This is a genomic window from Flavilitoribacter nigricans DSM 23189 = NBRC 102662, assembly GCF_002646595.1.
Lineage (GTDB): Bacteria > Bacteroidota > Bacteroidia > Chitinophagales > Saprospiraceae > Flavilitoribacter > Flavilitoribacter nigricans.
Window position 1 is genome coordinate 256,804 of the sequence record NZ_PDUD01000017.1, and the last position, 21,107, is coordinate 277,910.

15 protein-coding genes are annotated in these 21,107 nt (G+C 51.9%); 5 read left to right on the forward strand and 10 right to left on the reverse strand.

Going from position 1 to position 21,107, the window contains the following annotated elements; all coding sequences use genetic code 11:
• Positions 1–33 precede the first annotated feature (33 nt).
• A complete protein-coding gene (locus CRP01_RS10210; RefSeq protein WP_099149923.1) occupies positions 34–1,860 on the forward strand; it encodes an AMP-dependent synthetase/ligase in 1,827 nt (608 codons plus the stop codon).
• Positions 1,861–1,948: 88 nt separating this feature from the next.
• Here the strand turns inward: CRP01_RS10210 and CRP01_RS10215 are convergent, their stop codons facing one another.
• From CRP01_RS10215 to CRP01_RS43140, 7 genes are all read right to left on the reverse strand, one after another.
• Positions 1,949–2,863: an NHL repeat-containing protein gene (locus CRP01_RS10215; protein ID WP_143473345.1), complete on the reverse strand. Its 915-nt coding sequence runs from the start codon at positions 2,861–2,863 to the stop codon at positions 1,949–1,951.
• Positions 2,864–2,913: 50 nt separating this feature from the next.
• Positions 2,914–3,399, reverse strand: coding sequence for a YybH family protein (locus tag CRP01_RS10220; protein ID WP_099149925.1), 486 nt, complete (start codon positions 3,397–3,399; stop codon positions 2,914–2,916).
• Between the two features lie 87 nt (positions 3,400–3,486).
• Positions 3,487–5,181 (reverse strand): glycoside hydrolase family 10 protein, encoded by a 1,695-nt coding sequence (locus CRP01_RS10225; RefSeq protein ID WP_170110307.1) that lies wholly within the window; start codon positions 5,179–5,181, stop codon positions 3,487–3,489.
• Positions 5,182–5,688: 507 nt separating this feature from the next.
• Positions 5,689–8,229 (reverse strand): ABC transporter permease, encoded by a 2,541-nt coding sequence (locus CRP01_RS10235; RefSeq protein ID WP_222845690.1) that lies wholly within the window; start codon positions 8,227–8,229, stop codon positions 5,689–5,691.
• A gap of 357 nt (positions 8,230–8,586) precedes the next feature.
• A complete protein-coding gene (locus tag CRP01_RS10245; RefSeq protein WP_099149930.1) occupies positions 8,587–9,237 on the reverse strand; it encodes a hemerythrin domain-containing protein in 651 nt (216 codons plus the stop codon).
• A gap of 41 nt (positions 9,238–9,278) precedes the next feature.
• Positions 9,279–9,812 carry a rhodanese-like domain-containing protein gene (locus tag CRP01_RS10250; protein WP_099149931.1) on the reverse strand — a complete coding sequence of 178 codons (534 nt, stop codon included), beginning with the start codon at positions 9,810–9,812 and terminating at the stop codon, positions 9,279–9,281.
• An 88-nt stretch (positions 9,813–9,900) separates the two neighbouring features.
• Positions 9,901–10,035: a hypothetical protein gene (locus CRP01_RS43140; protein WP_262510316.1), complete on the reverse strand. Its 135-nt coding sequence runs from the start codon at positions 10,033–10,035 to the stop codon at positions 9,901–9,903.
• A 493-nt stretch (positions 10,036–10,528) separates the two neighbouring features.
• Between CRP01_RS43140 and CRP01_RS10255 the strand changes: the two genes are divergently transcribed.
• Together CRP01_RS10255 and CRP01_RS10260 are read left to right on the forward strand one after the other, a co-directional pair.
• Positions 10,529–12,541 carry a ligand-binding sensor domain-containing protein gene (locus CRP01_RS10255; RefSeq protein ID WP_099149932.1) on the forward strand — a complete coding sequence of 671 codons (2,013 nt, stop codon included), beginning with the start codon at positions 10,529–10,531 and terminating at the stop codon, positions 12,539–12,541.
• Positions 12,542–12,551: 10 nt separating this feature from the next.
• Positions 12,552–14,684, forward strand: coding sequence for a hybrid sensor histidine kinase/response regulator transcription factor (locus CRP01_RS10260; protein WP_170110308.1), 2,133 nt, complete (start codon positions 12,552–12,554; stop codon positions 14,682–14,684).
• A gap of 121 nt (positions 14,685–14,805) precedes the next feature.
• Here CRP01_RS10260 and CRP01_RS10265 read toward each other — a convergent pair whose 3' ends face one another.
• Positions 14,806–18,054 carry a WG repeat-containing protein gene (locus tag CRP01_RS10265; RefSeq protein WP_170110309.1) on the reverse strand — a complete coding sequence of 1,083 codons (3,249 nt, stop codon included), beginning with the start codon at positions 18,052–18,054 and terminating at the stop codon, positions 14,806–14,808.
• A 313-nt stretch (positions 18,055–18,367) separates the two neighbouring features.
• Positions 18,368–18,730 (reverse strand): DUF6249 domain-containing protein, encoded by a 363-nt coding sequence (locus CRP01_RS10270; protein ID WP_317048812.1) that lies wholly within the window; start codon positions 18,728–18,730, stop codon positions 18,368–18,370.
• 262 nt (positions 18,731–18,992) lie between these two features.
• Between CRP01_RS10270 and CRP01_RS10275 the strand changes: the two genes are divergently transcribed.
• Positions 18,993–19,562 (forward strand): RNA polymerase sigma factor, encoded by a 570-nt coding sequence (locus tag CRP01_RS10275; RefSeq protein WP_099149936.1) that lies wholly within the window; start codon positions 18,993–18,995, stop codon positions 19,560–19,562.
• The gene (locus tag CRP01_RS10280; protein WP_099149937.1) at positions 19,559–20,053 is read left to right on the forward strand and encodes an anti-sigma factor family protein; all 495 of its coding nucleotides are present in this window, start codon (positions 19,559–19,561) and stop codon (positions 20,051–20,053) included. The genes CRP01_RS10275 and CRP01_RS10280 overlap by 4 nt, the downstream gene beginning before the upstream one ends.
• On the opposite strand, the gene CRP01_RS10285 is transcribed toward CRP01_RS10280, so the two are convergent.
• On the reverse strand, positions 20,048–20,941 hold the full coding sequence (locus tag CRP01_RS10285) for a hypothetical protein (protein ID WP_099149938.1): 894 nt from the start codon (positions 20,939–20,941) through the stop codon (positions 20,048–20,050). The two genes, CRP01_RS10280 and CRP01_RS10285, sit on opposite strands and share 6 nt — an antisense overlap.
• Between the last annotated feature and the right edge of the window lie 166 nt (positions 20,942–21,107).

Here is a 21,107-nt window from a genome sequence, read left to right on the forward strand (position 1 = left end):
CTTTTGGTGGCGATCAAGTTATAAAACCAAATTATGGAAAACCCGAGCAGATTATTCGATTTCATTCATTACCAGCAGGCTAAATTCCCGCAGGAAAAAGCTTTTAACCATAAAGTAGGAGACGACTGGGTCCACTACTCTACCGATAAGATCATTGAACTGGCCAATAAGGTAAGTTGCGGACTATTGAAACTGGGCGTTCAACCCGGCGACAAGATCGCGCTGGCTACTTACAAAAACCGGACGGAATGGGTGATCATGGATATCGGCATGAGCCAGATCGGTGCGATCAACGTACCAGTATATCCCACGATCAGCCCGGGTGAATACGAATACATCTTCAACGATGCGGAAGTGAAGCTCGCTTTCGTCGGGGTGGATGACCTGTACGATAAAGTGAAACGGGCCCAGGCCAATGTGCCTTCGCTGACCAATATCTATACTTTCGACCGGGTGGAAGGCCGCCCCTACTGGGAGGAGATCTTCAGTGATGAAGGTATGGATCAGGTCCGGTCCATTATGGCTTCGATAGATCCCGAATCCCTGGCGACCATCATCTACACCTCGGGTACCACTGGGAAACCGAAAGGCGTCATGCTCTCGCACCACAACATTGCGAGCAATGTCTTTGCCGTTGCCGGAGAGATCCCGCTCCAGCAGGGGGACCGCGTGCTCAGTTTCCTGCCGCTTTGCCACATTTTTGAGCGGACCCATACTTATTCCGAGACCTATATGGGGACGAATATGTACTATACCGGCACGGACAATCTCGGTGGAGAAGAGGGAGACATCCAGGCGGTGAAGCCGCATTTTTTCACCTCGGTGCCCCGCTTGCTGGAAAAGGTATACGAAAAGATCTACGCCAAAGGGGAAGGGCTCAGTGGTATGACCAAAAAGCTTTTCTTCTGGGCCCTCAGCCTGACCGAAGATTTTGAATACGACAAGCAATTCAGTGGTCTGGACGGCATTAAGCGCGGTCTGGCCGATAAACTCATTTTCAGCAAATGGCGCGCTGCCCTCGGCGGCGAGGTCAAGGGCATTTTGTCCGGAGCGGCTCCGCTGCCCGCCAAGATCGCCCGCGTCTTTTCGGCCGCCGGGATCCCGATCCGGGAAGGTTACGGATTGACGGAGACCTCACCGGGGATCGCCATCGGTCGTTTTAAGGAAGGCGGTGCCCTGCTGGGAACCATCGGACCGATCCTGCCGGGTATCGACGTCATGATCGACGAAAGCGACGGGGATTACAAACCCGATGAAGGGGAGATCCTGACCAAAGGACCCAATATCATGCTGGGTTATTACAACAAACCCGAAGCGACGGCGGATGTCTTTAAAGAGATTGACGGGGAACGCTGGTTCCGGACTGGAGATATCGGCAAACTGGTCAAAGGGCCCAAAGGCCAGCCGATGCTGAAGATCACCGATCGCAAAAAGGAACTGCTGAAGACGTCCGGCGGTAAATACGTAGCGCCCGCCCCTATCGAAAGCAGCTTCAAAGAAGAGTTCTTGATCGAACAGATCATGGTGGTGGGTGAACAACGGAAATTTGTTTCCGCCCTGATGGTACCTTCGGAAGAAGCGCTGGAGAAATGGTGCTCCCGCAATGAGATCCCCTGGAACGGTATTTCTGAGGCCATTCGCCATCCGAAGATCGTAGCCCTCTACCAGAGTATCGTGGATCGCCTCAATCCCAACTTCAGTCATATCGAACAGATCAAGAAATTTACGCTGCTCGATAAGGTCTGGCAACCCTCACATCCCAACGGGGAAGAAGCGGAACTGACCCCTACCCTGAAACTCAAACGCCGGGTGATCCAGCGGAAGTACGAAAAGGAGATTGAGGATTTGTATAACGGGTGATTTATAACGTATGAAAGTTTGGACGTTGGGATGTTTGAACGTTATGGGCTCTGCGTCCGGGTGTCTCAACAGCTCTATTTCCTGAGGCTTACTCGCGGATCGCCGTAAGCGTACTTTCCTTTTTATCGGCTTTTCGCACCCGCCGGCGTTTGGCCCGGGGCGGTATGATGACGGTCTTTTCGGAAGCCACGTACACCTGGTTGTTGTCGATGAAATCAACCGACTCGTACTGGGTAGCGAAAAAGCACGAAAGTGATTTCCGTTCCATTTCTCCCTCAAAGAATCGGCTGCCGTTAAAGTTCTTGAAAACGAAAAGTGAGGCCGCCGAACTGGGGAAAAAGCCGAGACACATCTTGAAATTATAACCCACCAGGGCCATGGTTTTTCCGTCCGGGCTAATGGCGGCACCGGTGATCACCCGCTTACGCAGGTAGATACTGTCCTGGAGGCGGGCGACCTGCTCCCCGGGATCATCGGCGAGGACGTAGTGTTTGCACTGGTAATTACCGCGACGGAGGCGGTTTTTGGAAAACAGATGCAGGCTATCGTTCATCCAGAAAAAGGCCTCCATATCGAAGTTTGCCCATTCCGGTGGCGGCGGGAATTGCTTCTGGTCCTCGTAGGCAAAGCTCAGCGAATCCGTTGTTCCCGCTTCCAGATCGTAGCGGTAGATCTTCAGATTCTGGCGGGCATTGGCATTGTTGCCAAAATCACCGATGTAGATCCTTCCCTGATCATCGGAGGTAATATCTTCCCAATCGATATGCTGTAGATGCGATAAGGTATCGATACGCAGTAATTTCCCGCGGCCGTCGGTCAGATAGATCATCGGGCCGTCCCCGCTATCGTTGTGCCACCAGAGGCTGTCCGGACCGGCGATGTATAGGCCGGATGCTTCGGAAAGCTGAGGCGGCAGTTTGAATCGCTTTTTGGGCTTTTGCTGTCCGAACGAAGGAACACTCAGTAAGGAGAGCAGAAACAACAGTAGACTACATCTAAACATTAAAGCGGATTTTGTAGTGGGCGGGCCCGGGAGATCAGGGCGTGGTCAGGTTATTCGGATTTTTCAATGGTACTGGCGTGATCCAGCACAACCTGCCACCGGCCATTGGATCTTTCCAGTCCGTAGCTGATGAACATGCGGTGAAAGTAGGGTTTGCCGTTCCGTTCGGGTTCCCGCAGATCGGCTTCCACCAGGGCCGTACCGTGGTCCTGCCCCCAGTTTGCCTGCAGGATTTGGGTGGTCATGGTCCAGCTGGTATCCTGAAACCATTCCTGGTGATTTTGCAGAAATTCTTCCGCCTTCATAAAGGATGCTCCGTTGGGTAAGACCCAAACCAGTTCTCCGCTTTGGGGAACCGTCATTTTTAGTCGGTCGAAATCTTTGGCCGCTACGGCCGCGAGGTGTTCTTCGAGCGCCAGCCGGAAGCTCTCATCGGGCTTTTCAGCAACAACGGTGGGTGCCGACTCCGGTTGCGCTTCGGATTGACAAGCCGGTATCAGGCCGAAGACCAGTAACATCCAGAACCAAAATTTCATAAGCGTTCTTTTAGTGGCTTAAAATGCCGGGAGCAGGGCCCATCTTTCCTGTATACGCCCTGCTCCCGGTTTCGCTCCCCGATCGTACTAAAATCTAAAATCAGGAGTAGCTTCGTCTTCCTTCTTTTCCTTTTTGGAACGCTTGTCCTTCTGCTTTTTCACGCGGCGGTTCTTGATCTTTTTCACCCGCCGCTCCGTTTTCAGGATGGGTTGCGACTCAGTCGGACGACCTTCCTGGTGCTGGCGGTTGACGGCAGAAACAACGTAGGTATATTGCTTCCCCGCTTCGGCCGAACGATCCATAAAGACCATCTTTTTGGCATCCGCCAGGAAGGACGTGACGTGCAGAATATTGCGGGGATCTTCGTAGTCCCCTACCCGCGATCCGTTGAAACGATAAACGATATAGTAAGCTGGTTTGATGTAGGTATCATCCTTGTGGGGTCTCCACTTCAGCTTGACGTCGCCGTCCTTGGAACGCACCTTTTTGAAACGCGGTATCTTGGGTACCCGTCCGGTCTGGTAGTCGATCTGCGGTACCAGCGCGGGTGCCTTGAACGCAGTGCGCAGGGAATCTTTCAGTCCCAGCAGATTGCGCTTAATGGACTGAGCACTGTAGAAGATGCTGCCGTCCACTTCGATATTATTGCGATTCATCGCGATCTGGCGGGGGATCTCCGTTGGGTCCTGCCATTTCGGTTCGGGATTATCACCCACCTTGTAGGCCGCCTGACCGATGTAGAGATGCTGATCCTTCACCCGCATACTCCACCAGTTCACCAGTTCGGCGTAATCCGCGGCGGCAAATCCGATATTCCAGTACAATTGCGGTGCAATATAATCGATCCAGCCGTTTTTCAACCACTTGATGCCGTCCGCGTAGAGGTCATCGTAGGAAGTGACGCTGGCCGAAGTTTCGGAACCCATGGTATTCTGGCTGCGGTTACTCCAGACCCCGAACGGACTAATGCCGAACTTGACGTGGGGTTTGGACGCGCGGATACGCTGGGAAATCCCCATGATCAGGTTATCCGTATTGGTTCGCCGCCAGTCGTCGATATTTTTAAAAGCCTGTCCGTAGAAATAGTAGGTAGCACTATCCGGGAAAGGCACATCCTTGATCTTATAGGGATAAAAATAATCGTCGAAATGAATGCCGTCCACATCGTAATTATCCACTACTTCACCGACCACTTCGGCGATGTGTTTCCGTACTTCGGGCACTCCCGGATTCAGGTACATGCGCGTTCCGTAGGTCAGCAGCCAGTCCCGGTGCTGATTGAACACGTGGGTGGGATGCAGACCGGCGGTATCGAGGTTGACCGTGGCCCGGTAGGGATTCATCCAGGCGTGAAATTCCATCCCCATCCGGTGGGTTTCCTCCACCATAAATTCCAGCGGATCAAATTCCGACGGGATCGGCGGCTGCCCCTGTTTACCGGTCAGGAACTTGGACCAGGGCACCAGTTGGGAAGGATAAAAAGCATCACCCGCCGGGCGCACCTGCACCACTACGGCGTTAAAGCCGAGTCGCTTAAACTCAGCTATTAAATTCTTATATTGTTCTTTGATGGCCACCCGCATCGGAGAAGGCGATTTTGGATAGTCGGTATTGAAAACCGTAGCGATCCAGACGCCCCGAAACTCCCGCTTGGGCGGGGTGGATTCCGGCTCCCAGTTCGTGGTTGTCACCTCCGAATTTACCAGGGCATCCTGGGCACCGGCTCTGTCGGGTATGACGGCCAGCAGGAGGAGGATCAACAGCGTGCATAATCTTAGCATAAGCAGTTCTTGGGGGATTTTGTCCTGTTTTTTTGTGTGTAGCAGCATGGCTGTGTCGTTTCAATGTGGGTCCATCTTACGATGGTGGGATGATGGTCGGAAGCCGATCGCACCAGCTCTAATTGTACCGTAATAACGATGGTAACTCCACGATCTGGTACGTGTACTTACTACCGATAGTTTCAATGTATATCCGAAGATATACAGATTTTCTAAAATACGCTTTACTTATGAGCCCAAAAAGAAATTGGATAAACGTTTTGATGGTCTTCCTTATTTTAAGCTTCAGCGCCTGTAACACTTCTAAAAACCAGGAAGATCTAAGCAGTCAGTGCTGCGGGGAATGCATGGAGGCTTTCAGTCAAAGCCCGGTAGCGGTGGGTGCCGCGGGTGCAAATTGTGGTGAATTCACCACGGGCAAGCCCATTAGTGACCGATGCCGGGAGTATTTTAAAAATAATCCGCGGACGGTGGCGGAGTGTGAGTGAGGTCACCCTCCACTCCCCGTTACCCAATCCGCCGCAACACCTCCAGCGGCGGCTCACTGACGATCTCCCGGCTGTTGAACAATCCGATCAAAACGGTGAGCCCGGTAATGATCAGATAGGAATACAGAGCCGGCATCAGGTTTGGCCGGAAGGGAATATCCAGTTGAAAATAGGCCAGCGCCCAGGCTCCGATCACCGCCAGGAAGAGCCCGGTAATGGTGGCCAAAGAGCCCAGAATGAAGTACTCCAAACCATTGATCCAGAGAATCTGCCGGCGTTTGGCCCCGATCGTCCGCAAGAGTACGCTTTCGCGAATGCGCTGGTACTTGCTGAGTAGTACGGAACTGATCAGCACGAGTAAACCCGTCAGGATGCTGAACAGTGCCATAAACCGTACCACAAAAGCCACCTTATTCAGGATCTCATCCACCGTTTTCAGGATCATGCTCAGATCGACGACCGATACATTGGGGAAACCCTGCACCAGGGCGCTCTGAAAAGCGATCGATTGGCTTTGATCGGAAGTCCGGGTGACCACCACGTGGAATTGCGGTGCATTTTCCAGTACGCCGCTCGGAAAGACGACAAAGAAGTTGGTCTGTACCCGCCGGAAGTCCACTTCCCGGATACTGGAAACTACGGTCTCAATGGTACGTCCCTGCACGTTGAAAACCAGTGCGTCCCCGATCTCCGCCTGCATATCGTCGGCGATATTGTCGGCAATGGATACGTAGATGGTGCCGTCTTTAGCCTTTTCGCCGTGCCATTCCCCTTCCACTACCGTTTCCGAATCGATCAGGGTATCCCGGTAAGTTACCCGGTATTCCCGGTTAAAGACCCAGTTTCGAATCTCCGAGGTGGTATCGGCCTCGTTCTGTGCTTTGGTGATGCCGTTGATGGTTTCCAGGCGCATGGTCACGATGGGCACTTCCTGCAGGAGGGGAAGTCCGTTTTGTTCCACCAGCCGGGCAACTTCTTCTTTCTGGGAAGTCTGGATATCGAACAGCACCATATTGGGCCGGTCGCCGCTTCCCGTCAGGCGCACCTGATCCAGTAGCAGATCGCGGGTGAAGAAGAGGGTGGCCAATAAGGCCGTACCCAGTCCGATGGAGACCAGCAGGATGAGCGTCTGGTTATTCGGACGAAATAAATTGGCCAGACTTTGCCGCCAGACAAAGCTCCAGTCCCTCGGGAAAAACCGCCGCAGCGCCCAGATGAAAGCCCGCGCTACCAAGGCCAGTACGCCGAGGGCAATGCCCAGTCCGAGCGGGAACACCAGCGTGTCCTGCCAGCTTTCCGTTTGCCAGTAAGTAAAGAGCGCCACAAAAATGGTGATCAGGCCGTATATCACCCACCGCAGGGGATCTGCCGGCATTTTTTCGTCGCCGACCGCCCGCAGGGTACGGAGGGGCGAGGTTCGGCGGATCCGCAAGAGGGGTAAAAGTGTGAACAGGATTGAGATCCCCATACCCGTCATCAAGCCTTGGACGACCGCTTTCCAGGAAACGTCCGTGCTAATATTTTCCACCGGTAAAAAATCGGCCATCACCGCGGGCAGAGCCAGTTGCAGTATGCTGCCCGCCAATACGCCCAACAGCGTACCCAACAAGCCCATAATGGCTACCTGAATGAGGTAGATCTGGAACGCCTGACGGCCACTGGCTCCCAGGCAGCGAAGAACGGCTACGGTCGGTACTTTTTCTTTAATGTAGATATGAACTGCACTGGCTACCCCGATACAGCCCAGCAGCAGGGCCACAAAGGCCACCAGATTGAGAAAGGTCGTAAAATTCCCCAGCGCGTTGCCAATACTGCGTTTACGGTCCTCCACGGTATCATCGTCCACGCGTTCGGCATCCAGCATCGTTTCGTTATCCTCGATCAGCTGGTCGATATCAAATTCGGGGTCGAACTTGAAGAAATAGTTGTAGTTGATCCGGCTGCCGCGTTGCACCAATCCGGTCCCATCCAGCCAATCGATGGGGATGTAGATCACCGGTGCGATGGCGGCATTGATACCGGTCCGGCCGGGCGCGGACAACAGTCGACCGGCAATGCGAAAGGTCAGTTCCCCGATCTTTACCGAATCACCTACTTCCGCACCGTATTGTTCCATCATACTTTGATCCACCAGAGCGGAGGGGCCACCCACAAAATTCCGGCCGGCGGCCGCGGGTTCCGTGACGAGTTCTCCGTAAAAAGGAAAATTCCCTTCCAAGGCCTGGATACTGGCCAGCCGGGTATTATCCGATCCCGGAAAATAAGCCATGGACACAAAACTTACCGTGCGGGCCTGTTCGGTCCCCAGACCGTTCATCCATTCCAGCAGGCTGTCCGATGGGGGCTGGTTCAGTTCCAGCGCCAGATCGGCTCCCAGTAGGGTCTGCGCTTCCGCGTCGATATCGTTTTGCAGGTTTTCCCCAAAGGACTGGATAGCGACCAGGGCCGCAATACCGATGACAATGGAAGAGATAAATAGTAACAGGCGCCCCCGGCTTTGACGACTGTCGCGCCAGGCCATACGAAAGAGCCAGGAAGTGGGAACGGAATTTTTTGCCATGTAGGATGTGGGTAAATAGAAATATACTGACCTAAAACTGGTTCGGGAATTCTGACGGTGTACAACACCTCAGGGCCAAACCACCGCGCGTCAAATATAACCTGATCGCTGGATAGTCGAATAGTTTAAACGGTTGGGAAGGGGAATAGTTGAATGAGTTGGTGGCTGAAAATTCCGAATGAACAGAATAAGATAGAAGATAAGGAAGGCTATCGTTTTACTTTCCGCTATAAAACCGATCAGGACCATCACCTCGGTCCGGCAACTTCAATACCGGTCGTGCTCAAAGCACAGCGGATCTATCATAAAGGTTTTGGCGGGCCATTTTCCTAAATATTGAAAATAGCCCGCTTAATTCTACACCAGCAGCTCTTCCTGTTCGAAAGTCTGTATTTCCTCGGGGTTTAGGTAAGGTCGTACCCTGGCCACAAAGTCCGGGAATTTGTCTTTGGGACTGCAACCTTTCAGCATACCGAGATAGACTTTCCGCTGAGGGCCTTTAAGCCGGTTGAACACCCACGGCAGCTGGAATTGCTCGTATTCCTGCAGGTCATACTGCAAAATGCCTCTTACCACCGCTACGGATTCCACGTAAGTGAACGTCTTGGGTAGAATTTCCATAAGAATTTCCTCCTCGTGTACCAGGTGGTCCCGGTGTTGCTGGATCCAATCGCGCATGGAGGTCTGAATTTCGTTCAGGTCGCCATTACCGTTCGGCAGCGCTTCCATTTGTTGGCTCAGGCGGTCGAATGCGCGATGTTCGGCCTCGTGTTCCTCGGTGAACGCGTGGGTGATATTCGGTCGTTTTGCTTCCAACGGCGGATAAAAGGCATTATCCTCCTGATCGGCGTGTAGCTCGATTACTCTTTTTACCTCGCCAAATACACTTTTTAGCTGGGGAGCAGTTGCCGGCGACAGGGTCTCATTCAAAGCTTCCAGGCGGTTTAATCCGGCGCGGATCGCTTCGTGGGTGAGCCTCATGATGGAAAAGGGTTGACAAGTTGACATGGAATTAATTTTTTAGTAAAGAATGATTTTGAGATCAGGTTCTAATTAACGGCCTGGAGTTGTTCCGCCTGTTCCCGGTTCCAGGGCAGCATCGCAATCCCCACCCGGAGATAACATTTGTCGATGATCGCGGTAATGATCAGTCCGAGACAAAGAATGACCGGGATGACGGAAAACAAGGTTGACATCCAATGGTATCCGACCAGGTACAGGGCCATAAACAGGCCCAGTAAAAATCGGAACTGCCGATCTACGCTCCATATTTCGCCGGTGGTTGCTACGGTGATTTCTTCCATGTGGCGTTCCAGCACGTAGACGTTTTCCAGGCCGGCGGCACCAAGCTTTTGGGCGATGGCGTGCGCCCGGTTGCCCGTTTGGCATACCAGAGCAATTTTCAGGTGATGCCAGGATTGATAGTCTTCCACCGAAAACCGGGTAGTCGGCAGGTTGATCGCGTAAGGCAGGTGCCCGTCCCGGAATTCAGCGGGTTCCCGGACATCGATGATGATGACGTGGCCTTTCTTTTGTTCCGCCCGGGTCTCGCGGTAGGAAATGTAATTCGTTTCGTAGTGCATGAGGATCGTTTTGAAAGATGCTGATCGGTATAAGAAGGTTCCTAATCGGCGTATACTTCAACTTTGCCGCTCCGTACCGGGGCCAGGGCTAGATTAGGGAAACAACCATTTTGCCGATGAAATAAACCAGTGGAAAAAAGGACAGGCAGAGGAAACCAATAATGCCTTGTTGGGTACGATTTGAGTTGCTTGAAGTTTCTGATGCTGTGATTTGCTTTTGCATGGCGACAATTTTTTAGCGGTTTATTTTATCAATTGTTACGATGCAAAGATGGGGGTAGCGCCAGGCAAAAATCCCGACATGATTGGATAAAATCTGGACATTTAGGCGTAAAACCCCTTATTTTACTGGCTTCCTGACACAAAATCAGAATTGGGCCGTAAAGAACTATAGTGTGTATCCCGAATGGCCCAGGTCTACCCGACGTGAAGTGGTTTGGGCGTCCTGATGGTTACTAGCAAGACAGAACCAAACCACTGCGGGATGAAAATATCTAGAGCTCCAGCCTAGTGACCTGATCAACCGCTATGAAAAATCAGCAGGACGGTGAGCTGCACCTGTCCCTGAAAAATAGTTGTTGCAATTTTGGATACACACCGGGACACTAGCGGCACTATCAGTTAGTTTGAATATTTTTATATTTGTTTACCGGTACGTCCTCTTTTGTCCCGATACCAGGACGATTTGAATACCCAACCAATAACACAAGATCGATATGAAGGTCCGCCTTCTCTTCACTCTTCTGTATTGCTGCTTTATTGCCCTATCCGGCGCCTTCTCCCAGACCGGCGAGACCTGGCCCAGGTTGGAGCGCTCCTACATGAATCACTTCTACCGGGAGAATGACTCCTATTCCAAAAAATGTTTTGATGATATTTTTCCTGACCGGCAGGGACGTTTATGGTTGGTTCCCTGTGGAGATGAGCGCCTGATCAATTCTATCGGGTTATTCCGCTTCGACGGCTATTCATTCCAGCCGGTGGAGGTACTGTCACCGGAAGGAACCGTAATAGAAGCACCGCTGGTGACTGGCTTTGATGACCAGGGACGTTTTATCGGGACTACCGAAGAAAGGGAGTTTTTCCGCATGGGCCTCGATACCCATGAAAGTAATATCATTTTGCCGGTTGATTCCTCTTTCAGCAACTTTCAGGCAATATGCATTTCCAGTGGGAGCGACGAAGCATTTGCTCTCGGCAAATCAGAAAACAGCCCACCCTTGTTGTTCAGACTGGAGGAGGATGGATTGGTACAGGAGCCGGCTTTTCACTATCCCCAAAGGGAGGAAATGCCGGAAATGTACGGAATGACTATAAGTCCGGAATCGATCTGGTTGCTAAACTTCTCGCTTCCGATATATCGTTTTGACCGGCAAAAGAAGACATTAGATACCTACGGAGAGCAGGATTTTACTGTTCTGAGAAAGATAGAAGCTGAAGATAGACGAACCCTTGACGGCAGGTTTATGCCCAAGCTATTAGTAAGCTCCGCGAGCAATGTTTATCTGCTTTTCAAGGCTGTATACGATAACCAGTTATTTGGGTTGGATCGGGAAAAAGAGAAATTCGTACCCATAACCGACCAGTTTCCAGCCGATTGGCTGTCCGTTGATATTTTTCGGGACCAGGCCGGCAATATCTGCTTCCTTTTTCAGGATGCAAATGCAGCTTATCGGGCAGTATTGGAAACCGTAGATGGACAACGCTTCGATTATTCGTCGGTAGTGGCCGGACAGCAGGATATTCGCTCCCTGGCCGGCCAGGATTTTCGGCGGCAGCTCTTTTTACTGACGGGGACCGGCCTGTACTGCGCTGGTATCCGGGAGGAGGGGCTAATCCAGCAGACACTTACGGATAAATGGGGCAGTTCCATGGCCGACTTGCCCGACGGTCGCTTATTGATCAATACGGTCCAGGATGGTTGGTTTGTCTACGATAAAATAACGGGCAAAACAATGCCATTTCAGGGGCCGGACTGCGGCACGGAACGCCCCGCATTCGGCGATGGTATGAAGCAGCAGATCATCCCGGATAAGGATGGAAAACTTTGGTTTATCTCCCGAAGTTATCTGGTCAGATATGATCCCGCCACCAATGACTGCGAGTCTTTCAATTTCGGCAAGCGGGGCGCACTCTTTGCTTTTGCGCGCGAGGGCCTGGCCGTCTATCAACACAGCCGGAATCAGATCTCTTTTATGGATGTCCGTACGCAGCAAGCGGTTGCCTTCGGCGATGGGGTACAGCAACAATTCGAAGGCTTTGTCCGGGATATACTGGTGGATCAGCAGGGACTTGTATGGATCCCCACCAATAACGGTCTCTGGAAAATAGATATAGACCGGGGCGAAAGTGAAGTCCTGGGACTGGAAAACGGCTTCACGGATTCCCGTTTCACTTCGATCTTTGAAGATGCCGGTGGAAGGCTTTGGTTGGGCACCTATTTTGGTGGCCTCCAGGTCTACGATCCGCGAACGGGAACCATCAACATCATCGACCAGGAGCAGGGATTGTCTAACAATACTGTCATGAGTATCATTGCCGACGATGAGGGGGATATGTGGGTGGGTACCGAATACGGCATCAACCTGGTTTCAAAAGCAGGAGAAGTGCTGAACAGTTTCCACCAGGAAGACGGCTTGACTTACGAAATATTTGAACGTTTTGATCCATTTAAAAGCATGGATGGGCGCTTGTATTTCGGCACGCGGCAGGGTATTAGCAATTGTTGATCCCGTCGCCTTGAAAGCTTCCCTGAGTAGTGATACCACCGTGCAGATCTATCTGACCGAGTTGGGATATTTCGACAAGCAAAAAGGAGCGGAAGTGGTGCAGACCAATAATTTTGAGCAGATCGGTCAACTGGAAATATCGCCGGAAAGGCCGTATCTCCACCTGAAATTCGGCTTATCGACCTACCTGGAGTCCCAGAATAACCGATATGCATATATGCTCGAAGGTAAAGATGATGACTGGCACTTCCTCGGCACCCAACCGGAACTCAATATCAGCCGCTTACCACCGGGCAAATATCGCCTCCTGATCAAGGGCGTCGATTTTCGCAACAACTGGACCTCGACGCCGCTGGCGATTAACATTCACGCCCGGGAATTCTTCTACAAACAGCCCTGGTTCTATCTGCTGGCGGCTTTGCCTTTCATCGCCTTTGGCCTGATCTGGGCCCGAAACAAACAGCAGGAGGCCCGGCGACTGGAAAAGGAAGTCGCCCTGCGAACCCGGAAAATCAGAGATGACAAAGCGGTGATCGAACAGCAGGCTGCGGAACTTCGGCAACTGGACACGATGAAATCCCGCTTCTTCACCAATATCTCCCACGAGTTGCGCACCCCAATCACCCTGATCAAAGCCCCACTGGAGCATTTGATCCAAAATGACGGCACTTCGCTGGAAAGCAGGATCCGCCGGAGTTTAAGCATGGTGCTCAACAATGCCGGCAAGTTGGGCCGCCTGGTGGAAGAACTACTGGAATTGTCCAGTCTGGAGGCCCAGAAGGCGACATTAAAAAAGACTTCCACACCGCTTGTCCTGTTTTGCCGACAGTTATTCAGTGCCTACGAATCCGGGGCTGCCCTGAAAGATATTGACTACCGTTTTCACACGGAACTGGAAGAAGAGGCCCATTTCCTGATCGACCGGAAACGACTGGAAAAGATCATCAACAATCTTCTTTCCAATGCGCTGAAATTCACCCCGAACGGCGGAAAGATCCGGATGAGCCTGACTCGGGAAAATGCACAACTGTTGATTGACGTCCAGGACAGCGGCCGCGGCATTCCCCCGGAAGATATGGCGCACCTTTTTGACCGGTACTTCCAAACCCGCCGGGATGATATCGCCACTGAAGGCGGAACGGGTATCGGCTTAGCCCTCTCCAGAGAACTGGCGCTACTGATGGAGGGTGACCTCACCGTAGAAAGCGAATGGGGAGCAGGCGCTCGTTTTAGCCTGCGGTTTCCGGCAATAGTGGCCATGCCGACGGAGGATTCCAGGGCTTTTGTACCGCACATCGGCGACACTACCGAAGGAGAGCGAGCGGCTGTCATTGCCGCTGCTCATCCAACCCCCAATGGATCAAAAACCAAAATCCTGATCGTGGAAGATAATCCCGACATGCAGGAATTTATCCACCACTTACTGGCCGGTCATTACGAATGTATACTGGCCAATCACGGTGCGGAAGCCTGGACCTGGCTGGAGGAAGAAGATCCCCGTATCATGGATATTGCATTGATCCTTTCCGACGTAATGATGCCGGAAATGGATGGCTATACGCTTTTGGAAAAGATCAAGGCCCACGAACGTTGGCAGCTGCTGCCCGTAATTATGCTCACGGCGCGATCGGCCGAAGAAGATAAGTTGCAGGCTTTACGGATGGGCGTTGACGATTATTTGCTGAAACCATTTTCTCCCGCCGAATTGCTCGTACGGATCAAGAATCTGATTTCCAATTATCAGGTCAGAAAAGAGATCGCTTCCCGGGAAGTAGCCCCGGTCGGCAAAATTGATATCGAATTTGCGGCTGAGTTTGCCCCGGCGAACCAGATCTGGTTGCAAGAAGTGGAATCCGCCGCCAAGGAGGCCCTCAAAAAAGAGATCAAGCTGACCGCTGCCTTTATAGCGGGAAAGGTATTTCTGAGCGAGCGCCAGTTTGCCCGGAAATTAAAAAAACTAAGCGGTCTTACGCCCAATGAGTATATCCAGGAAGTCAAGCTGCAAAAAGCCCGGCAGTTACTGGAGCAGCAGGTATATACTACCGTAAACGAAGTAGCCCGGGTATCCGGCTATAGTTCGGGGAGTTATCTGACCAGGATCTATCAGGAAAGGTTTGGGAAAAAACCGGGAGACTATTTCTAGTTGTAATCCGGGCGGGCCCTATTGCCCTAAACTGACAATGTGCCGCTTAGCCAACTTAGATGGATTGCAAGCATTTTTGGAAAAGTACCCAGCCGAAGTTTGAGACACAGCGGAATCTGCACTAATTATTCAGGCCCCACACCCAGTTTCCTTCCGCATCGAAGTAACCGAGCTTATCGCCTTTCTCCACCCGGAAAAGTCCCTGACCGGCGTAACTGATGAATTCGTAATCCGGTTCGGCGATGAGTTCGCCTTTAAGATTGGAAAGACCGTTGAAGCCCTCGACCCGCACCTTGGCGTAACCGTCGATGAAACCCTCGATCTTATCATATTTCGGAGGAATGACGGACATACCTTTCTGATTGATCACGCCCCATTTACCGTCGATCTGAACGACGGCAACACCGTGTTTGAAAGCAGAAGCCCGCTCGAAATATCCCCGGTAAATATCCGATTGTTCGGTGATGTAGTAGAAGCGGTATTTTTCGTCCCGTACCAGTCCGCGACCTTCGTTGAAATCCAGCAGTCGGTCCAGTTCGGGTTCCACCAGTACCTGGCCGTCCAGATCGATCAGGCCGGTATTGCGAATGCCTTTATTGATCACCGCCCGACCGTCGTCGAAATCCTGGCAGCGGGAGTATTCAAAAGTGATCACCTCCTCCCCTACTTTATTGATGTAACCGCAGCTGCCGTTCTTATAGGCCGCGGCCCGGCCTTCGGAGAAACTGGAGACGCGGGAAAACTGATCGGGGATCACCAATTTACCCTGGGTATTGATGAAACCGTAGCCGTTTTTATCGCGTACGGCCGCCAGTCCTTCCTGAAAAGGTTCGATCGCGTCGTAGCTGGCATTGGTCAGCATATCGCCGTTCAGATTGATCACCCCGTAACGCACGCGATCCCGCCCGTAACGGACGATGGCGATCCCGTATTCATTGAACGGATTGATGAGACTGAACTTGGGTCGGGTGATGTATTTGCCCGACAGGTCGATCAGGCCGTAGCTGCCGTTCTCTTCGATCCGTGCTTTGCCCTGAAAGAAATCATAGGCTTTCTGAAAGCGCGGCTCGATCACGAAGCGCTCGGAGATATCGATATAACCGTAGCCGTTTTCGGTAGAAACCCAGGCCAGACCTTCCTTGAAGTTGCCGGCCCGCCGGTAGTTGAAATCGATCTCGACCTTACCCTGCTTGTTGATGAAGCCCCACTTATTGTCCAGACGAACGGCCGCCAGCCCTTCACTGTAGTTCTTGACCTCCTTGTACAGGCAGGAAACGACTTCATTTCCCTGACCGTCCACGAAACCCCAGAGTCCGTTCTGGGAGACGGCCAGCCGGCCTTCGGAGAAAGAGCCGATCTCGTCGTAGACCGCACCCACCGCCAGTTGGCCCAGGGTATCGATCAGTCCGTATTTCGGTTCCTGCTTGTATACTTTTACGATCTTCTGGTCCGTATTCTCCAGGAATTCGATACCGTCGTATTCACAGGGGATCAGTTTGGCCCCGCGGCGGTCGATCATTCCCCACTTGTCCTGTTTCTTCACCATGGCCACTTCTTCGGACATCGGTTCCACAAAGGTAAATTCGGGTTTGATCACCACCTGTCCGCTGGTATCCATGAAGCCCCATTCGCAATCCTTGCAGATGAGATACGCATTTTTCCGGAAGTGCTGGTCGTACTGCGTGTAATCCAGCATAGCGTTGGGCGAAAGGATCTCCGCCAGGTAAGCCTGCAGTTTATCCAGGCTGTGATCAGCTTTCAGGCTGCCGGATACTTTGCCCTGGAAACTCACGCGGGCCAGTCCGTTGTGGAATGCGCCGATAAAGGCCATATCCTTACGAACGATGCGGCCGATACCGTCCACGAGGCCGTACTTCCCGTCGGAGAATACACAGCGTGCGGTGGGCAGTCCGGAGCGGAGGTCATCGAGTTTAATGTCCAGAAAATCTACTTCCGTCACCGGCAGGCCCATTTCGTTGTTGACCAGGCCGAAGATCATCTCAAAGCGGAAGGTCGTCCGCTCAAATTCGTATTTGTTGTCTTTTTCGATACCTACCAGCGTAAAGCCGAGTTCGCGATCCACTTCGATGTAGTGGAAGGTAGGCTCGATCTGTACGCCGCCGTCGCTCAGCTTCCGCAATCCCCAACGGTCTTCTTTCGGCGAATAGAACCACTCGAAATTTTCCAGTTGGTAGAGCGCTTCCGGGTTGGAAGTATCTTCGTTTTTTTTGCCGGCGATGCGGACGGTGAAGTGGTTATTGAAATTACTGTCGTCAATGAGATTACCTTGCTTATCGAAAGTAAATACCGTCAACTGGCCTTCGCCCTGCCCTTCCTTACCCTGCGGATAAGCCTTGGCCTGCTGGCTGCTCAGTTCGATACGGCCGTAGCCGGGTTCGATCACTTCCTCACCCCGGGCATTCACCACCCCGAATTTACCGTCCTTTTTTACGAGACAAACCTGTCCCTTCAGCGGAGCGATGTAATCGTAACCGATGGGGATAATAATTTCATTTTGCGTATTGACCACCCCCCATTTGCCGTTTACATTCACCCGGAACATGTCCTTCTGGTAGGCCTGGATCTCCGAATATTTCGGTTCGAGTACCGGTCGGCCACAGAAATCGAGCAGACCGAGCTGGCGGTTCTCCTTGGCGAGTACATAACGGCGGGAAAAAGAGTAAAATTCGTCGTATTCCCGGTCGCCGATGAGCTGACCGCACGGAATGGAAAAGAGGTAAACGTGGTTATTTTCTTCCAGGGTAATGAAGAGGTCGGAAAGTTTGCGGAAGCCTTTATAGCGGGCGGGAATGATCTGTTGCCCCCGGTTGTTGACGGCTCCCCAGTCGCGGCCGAGCCGGTAGAACAGCAGGCTGTCGTTAAAGATACGTACTTCGCTGGCTTCGTTTTCCAGCACCGTTTGTCCCCGGGCCGCTACCACTCCCAGCAAATCGCCCTTGCGGGTAATGAAAAAGTCGGCACCTTCCTGGTACACCTCATCAAAACGCGGAGCCACAACGTTTTTGCCCTGCTTGGTCACCACGCCCCATTTGCCGTCCTGCTGAAATGCGAGATAATCGCCCTCCCAGACCTCCACTTTGGAATAGCCTTTGTCCAGAATGATCTGGCCGCGGTGGTTGATCACCATCCATTCGCCGAGGTCCATCACGGCGATCAGGTTCTGATCCAGTACTTTGATATCATCGTAACGCGCGGGAAGGATCTCCCGGCCGGATTCGTCGAGCAGGCCCACCATCCCGTTGCGCTGCATTACGGCAAAACCGTATTCATCGAATTCATCGATGGCACTGTATTCCGGCTCCAGAACCAGATCCCCTTGGTTGTTGATCAGGCCCCACTTTTTGTTCAATTTAACCGGAAAAGAAGATTGGGCATGTGTGGTAACAATAAACAAACAACATATGATCCCAATGCACAATGGTTTCCAATGCATACTCGCTAGTCGACGTTTTGTGAAATATTGGTGCAAAAAAATTGGTCCGGGATAATTGGTCCTCCTATAACGCTTTGAAAATGGTTATATTATGAGCCAATAAAAAACTAGGCTTATTCTATTGATACGAAAATAAGCAGCAAAGTTTCGCAATCCCGGGATGGATTACGGTGCGGTACACAAATAGACTTTGGTAGCGAATATCAATGAAGGAAAGGGGAATATCGGCTTAGAGGGTTTCGGACATTTCGACGGCTCTTCTCTTCAGGAAAAAGAAGTAATAGCTGATCAGTCCGGCACCTCCGCAAAGGAAGATCATGGAGAAGTAAGCGGCTTCGTCATTCATGCCCAGTTCTTCCAGCAGGTAACCCGAAAAGATGCCCGCACCGACACTGAACAGCAAAATGCCGTACTTCAGCACCCGTTCCGGACGGGAGGGTTTTTGAAAAATGCTGGCGTCCTGCCCGCTCTCCAGCAGGGCCATTCTTTCCCGGTGGCGGGAAGTATAGTGCATGTGCACCCAATATATGACGCTGGCAAAAAAGCCAATGACTGAAATTGTTCCGGTTAATATAGCTAGTACACCTTCCATCTTGCTCGGATTGGTCTAAAAAGTTAAACGATACCTCTATGACGACACTACATTAGTGGCAAGTTACAGTAAAATCGATTTTTTTTAAAAATAAGCGGCCGCATAGGGTGATCCGGATCGATTTGCATCTTTAGTAAGAACACGATTTGATCAGCTGTCATTGTACACCGGTAAAAATACCGCTACAATATTCCGGGCAAAACATCCGATAACCCTTGTAACCTTTTTATTTTTGAACACGTCAAACGCAATACCACTCCGCATGGAGGAAGAAAGCAGGTGGATCATAGCGGCCCGCAAGGGCAACCGTCTGGCTTTTCGCCGATTGGTGGAAAAGTACCAGAACTATGTATTTACCATTGCCCTGCGGATACTGAAGCGCAGAGAGGTCGCCGAGGAGGTGGCCCAGGATGTGTTCCTGAAAGTGTACACCACCCTGGATAGCTTTGAAGGTAAATCCAAATTCAGCACGTGGCTGTACACCATAGCCTACCGCACGGCGATCGATGTGGCCCGGAAAAAACAATTGCCGACCCAGGAACTGGCCGATGAACGCACCGGCAACTGGAAGGACGATTTTCACGAAGACGGGCTGCAGCGGGTCAGTCGCCAGGATCTGCAGCAGTATCTGAAGCAGGCGATCGATCAGCTCGATCCATTGGATGCGAGTATCATTACGCTGTATTACCTGCACGAGAAAATGGTCAAGGAGATCGCCGAGATCACCGGCCTGACGGAAACCAATATTAAAACTAAACTGTATCGCCTGCGCGATCGTTTAAGAGAAACATTAACCCAGCAACTGGGTACCGAAATAGAAGATATGTTATGAGCGAACGGGAAGATCTGATATGGAAATATCTGGACGGTCAGCTGGATGCCGATGACCGCAAACGGGTGGAGGATACGCTGGAAACGGATCCATCCTTTCGGGAGCTGTACATGCAGAGCGAGGTGCTGCACCAAAATCTGGGAGCGCTGGAAACCGAAATTCCCTCCATGCGCTTTGCCCAGAACGTCATGGACAGTCTGCCCGCCGTACGCGAACTGGCTACCGGCCCGCTGGTATCCGTGAAATGGCTCCGGAGCTTTTTCGGGGGCACCATTGCCCTGCTGCTCGCCTTTTTCAGTAGTGGCGTGGCCATTGCACCCGCCGCTACCGCACAGGAGAACCACCGCATCGACCGGATGATCGACCGTTTCTACGCCCTTTTCGAGCTCATTCCCGCTAATATTATGATCATGGCGGGCATTATAATGATCAGTCTTTTGGTGCTGTTGTCACTGGATCGCTGGTTGCAGAAAAGATTCCTGCGTTCATAGGCAGTACTCCGGCATAACGGACTGTATTGCCGCTTTCGTTGTACTTTCCATTTCTACAAGAATAGGCTGGCTGGAGGTAGGCGCCCAGGCAGATTTCCCCATCAGGAACTGCTTCCCGTTGAAACCCAGCAGGATAACCCGCGCCACCACATCTTTGGGAATATTCCAGGAGGAAAAACCGTGCCGGCTGGGATACATTCTCACCACCGCGTTAAAATCTTTAAACACCAGAAAAGCCGCTACATCCTCCACCGGAGTTTCGTTGGCGGACCAGCGCAGCGACATCATGATGCGACTGCGGCGACGGTGAAAGAAAGAGGTGCAGTTCCACCAGTTCAACTGGTTGATCGGGAAGTGAAGGTATTTCTTTTCGCCGAGGGTTTTCAGCTGTATATTTTTGGCTTTGGCCGATTTCCAGTCGAAGCGAAGTCCGGAACCGAAAGAAGAGGTCTGGGATACGCCACCGGAAAACAACTGGGAAGCCAGCGGATTGTCCAGACCGGCCTGCAGCGGAAGATCGATGGCAATTGGGATCGCGAGACTAAGCCCTTCCCCCTCACATTGCGCTTCGAGCGACAACTGACCGGCGGATTCGAGAATGCGGTCTTCGGAAGTATTGGTCAGGCCGGACAGTACCATGTCCGGGCGGGAAAAAACTTCCCGGAGGATCAGATTTACCTGGCCTCTGACGGGCCAGCCACTTGGATCTAAAAAGGAATTGGGAGCGATGGTCAGGCGGGTACCCTGACTGCCAACCAGGGTGGTTCGACGGGCCGGATCGATGGTAAAGCACTGGCCGGCCGAGCGATGTTCTGCAAAAAACTCATCTAGATTTCGCGTAGGTATACTCCCATCGGGAAATACCACTGCGGAAGGCTGCGTAGTCATTCCTGTCTAAGTTTTCTCAAGTAATATCTGGCAAATATTGCCTGTTCCCCTCGGTAAAGATGTTTATACTTTATACTAAATAAAGAACCCTCGAAGTGCCACAACTATTGTTTTGGCGAAGTAAAAAAATAAACGCTATTATTGTGCTTAGGTAGAAGCCGATGTA

Coding starts and splice junctions, on each gene's coding strand:
- CRP01_RS10210 (WP_099149923.1), top strand. CDS start 34: ATGGAAAACCCGAGCAGATTATTCGATTTCATTCATTACCAGCAGGCT.
- CRP01_RS10215 (WP_143473345.1), bottom strand. CDS start 2,863: ATGTTTAGATGTAGTCTACTGTTGTTTCTGCTCTCCTTACTGAGTGTT.
- CRP01_RS10220 (WP_099149925.1), bottom strand. CDS start 3,399: ATGAAATTTTGGTTCTGGATGTTACTGGTCTTCGGCCTGATACCGGCT.
- CRP01_RS10225 (WP_170110307.1), bottom strand. CDS start 5,181: ATGCTAAGATTATGCACGCTGTTGATCCTCCTCCTGCTGGCCGTCATA.
- CRP01_RS10235 (WP_222845690.1), bottom strand. CDS start 8,229: ATGGCAAAAAATTCCGTTCCCACTTCCTGGCTCTTTCGTATGGCCTGG.
- CRP01_RS10245 (WP_099149930.1), bottom strand. CDS start 9,237: ATGTCAACTTGTCAACCCTTTTCCATCATGAGGCTCACCCACGAAGCG.
- CRP01_RS10250 (WP_099149931.1), bottom strand. CDS start 9,812: ATGCACTACGAAACGAATTACATTTCCTACCGCGAGACCCGGGCGGAA.
- CRP01_RS43140 (WP_262510316.1), bottom strand. CDS start 10,035: ATGCAAAAGCAAATCACAGCATCAGAAACTTCAAGCAACTCAAATCGT.
- CRP01_RS10255 (WP_099149932.1), top strand. CDS start 10,529: ATGAAGGTCCGCCTTCTCTTCACTCTTCTGTATTGCTGCTTTATTGCC.
- CRP01_RS10270 (WP_317048812.1), bottom strand. CDS start 18,730: ATGGAAGGTGTACTAGCTATATTAACCGGAACAATTTCAGTCATTGGC.
- CRP01_RS10275 (WP_099149936.1), top strand. CDS start 18,993: ATGGAGGAAGAAAGCAGGTGGATCATAGCGGCCCGCAAGGGCAACCGT.
- CRP01_RS10280 (WP_099149937.1), top strand. CDS start 19,559: ATGAGCGAACGGGAAGATCTGATATGGAAATATCTGGACGGTCAGCTG.
- CRP01_RS10285 (WP_099149938.1), bottom strand. CDS start 20,941: ATGACTACGCAGCCTTCCGCAGTGGTATTTCCCGATGGGAGTATACCT.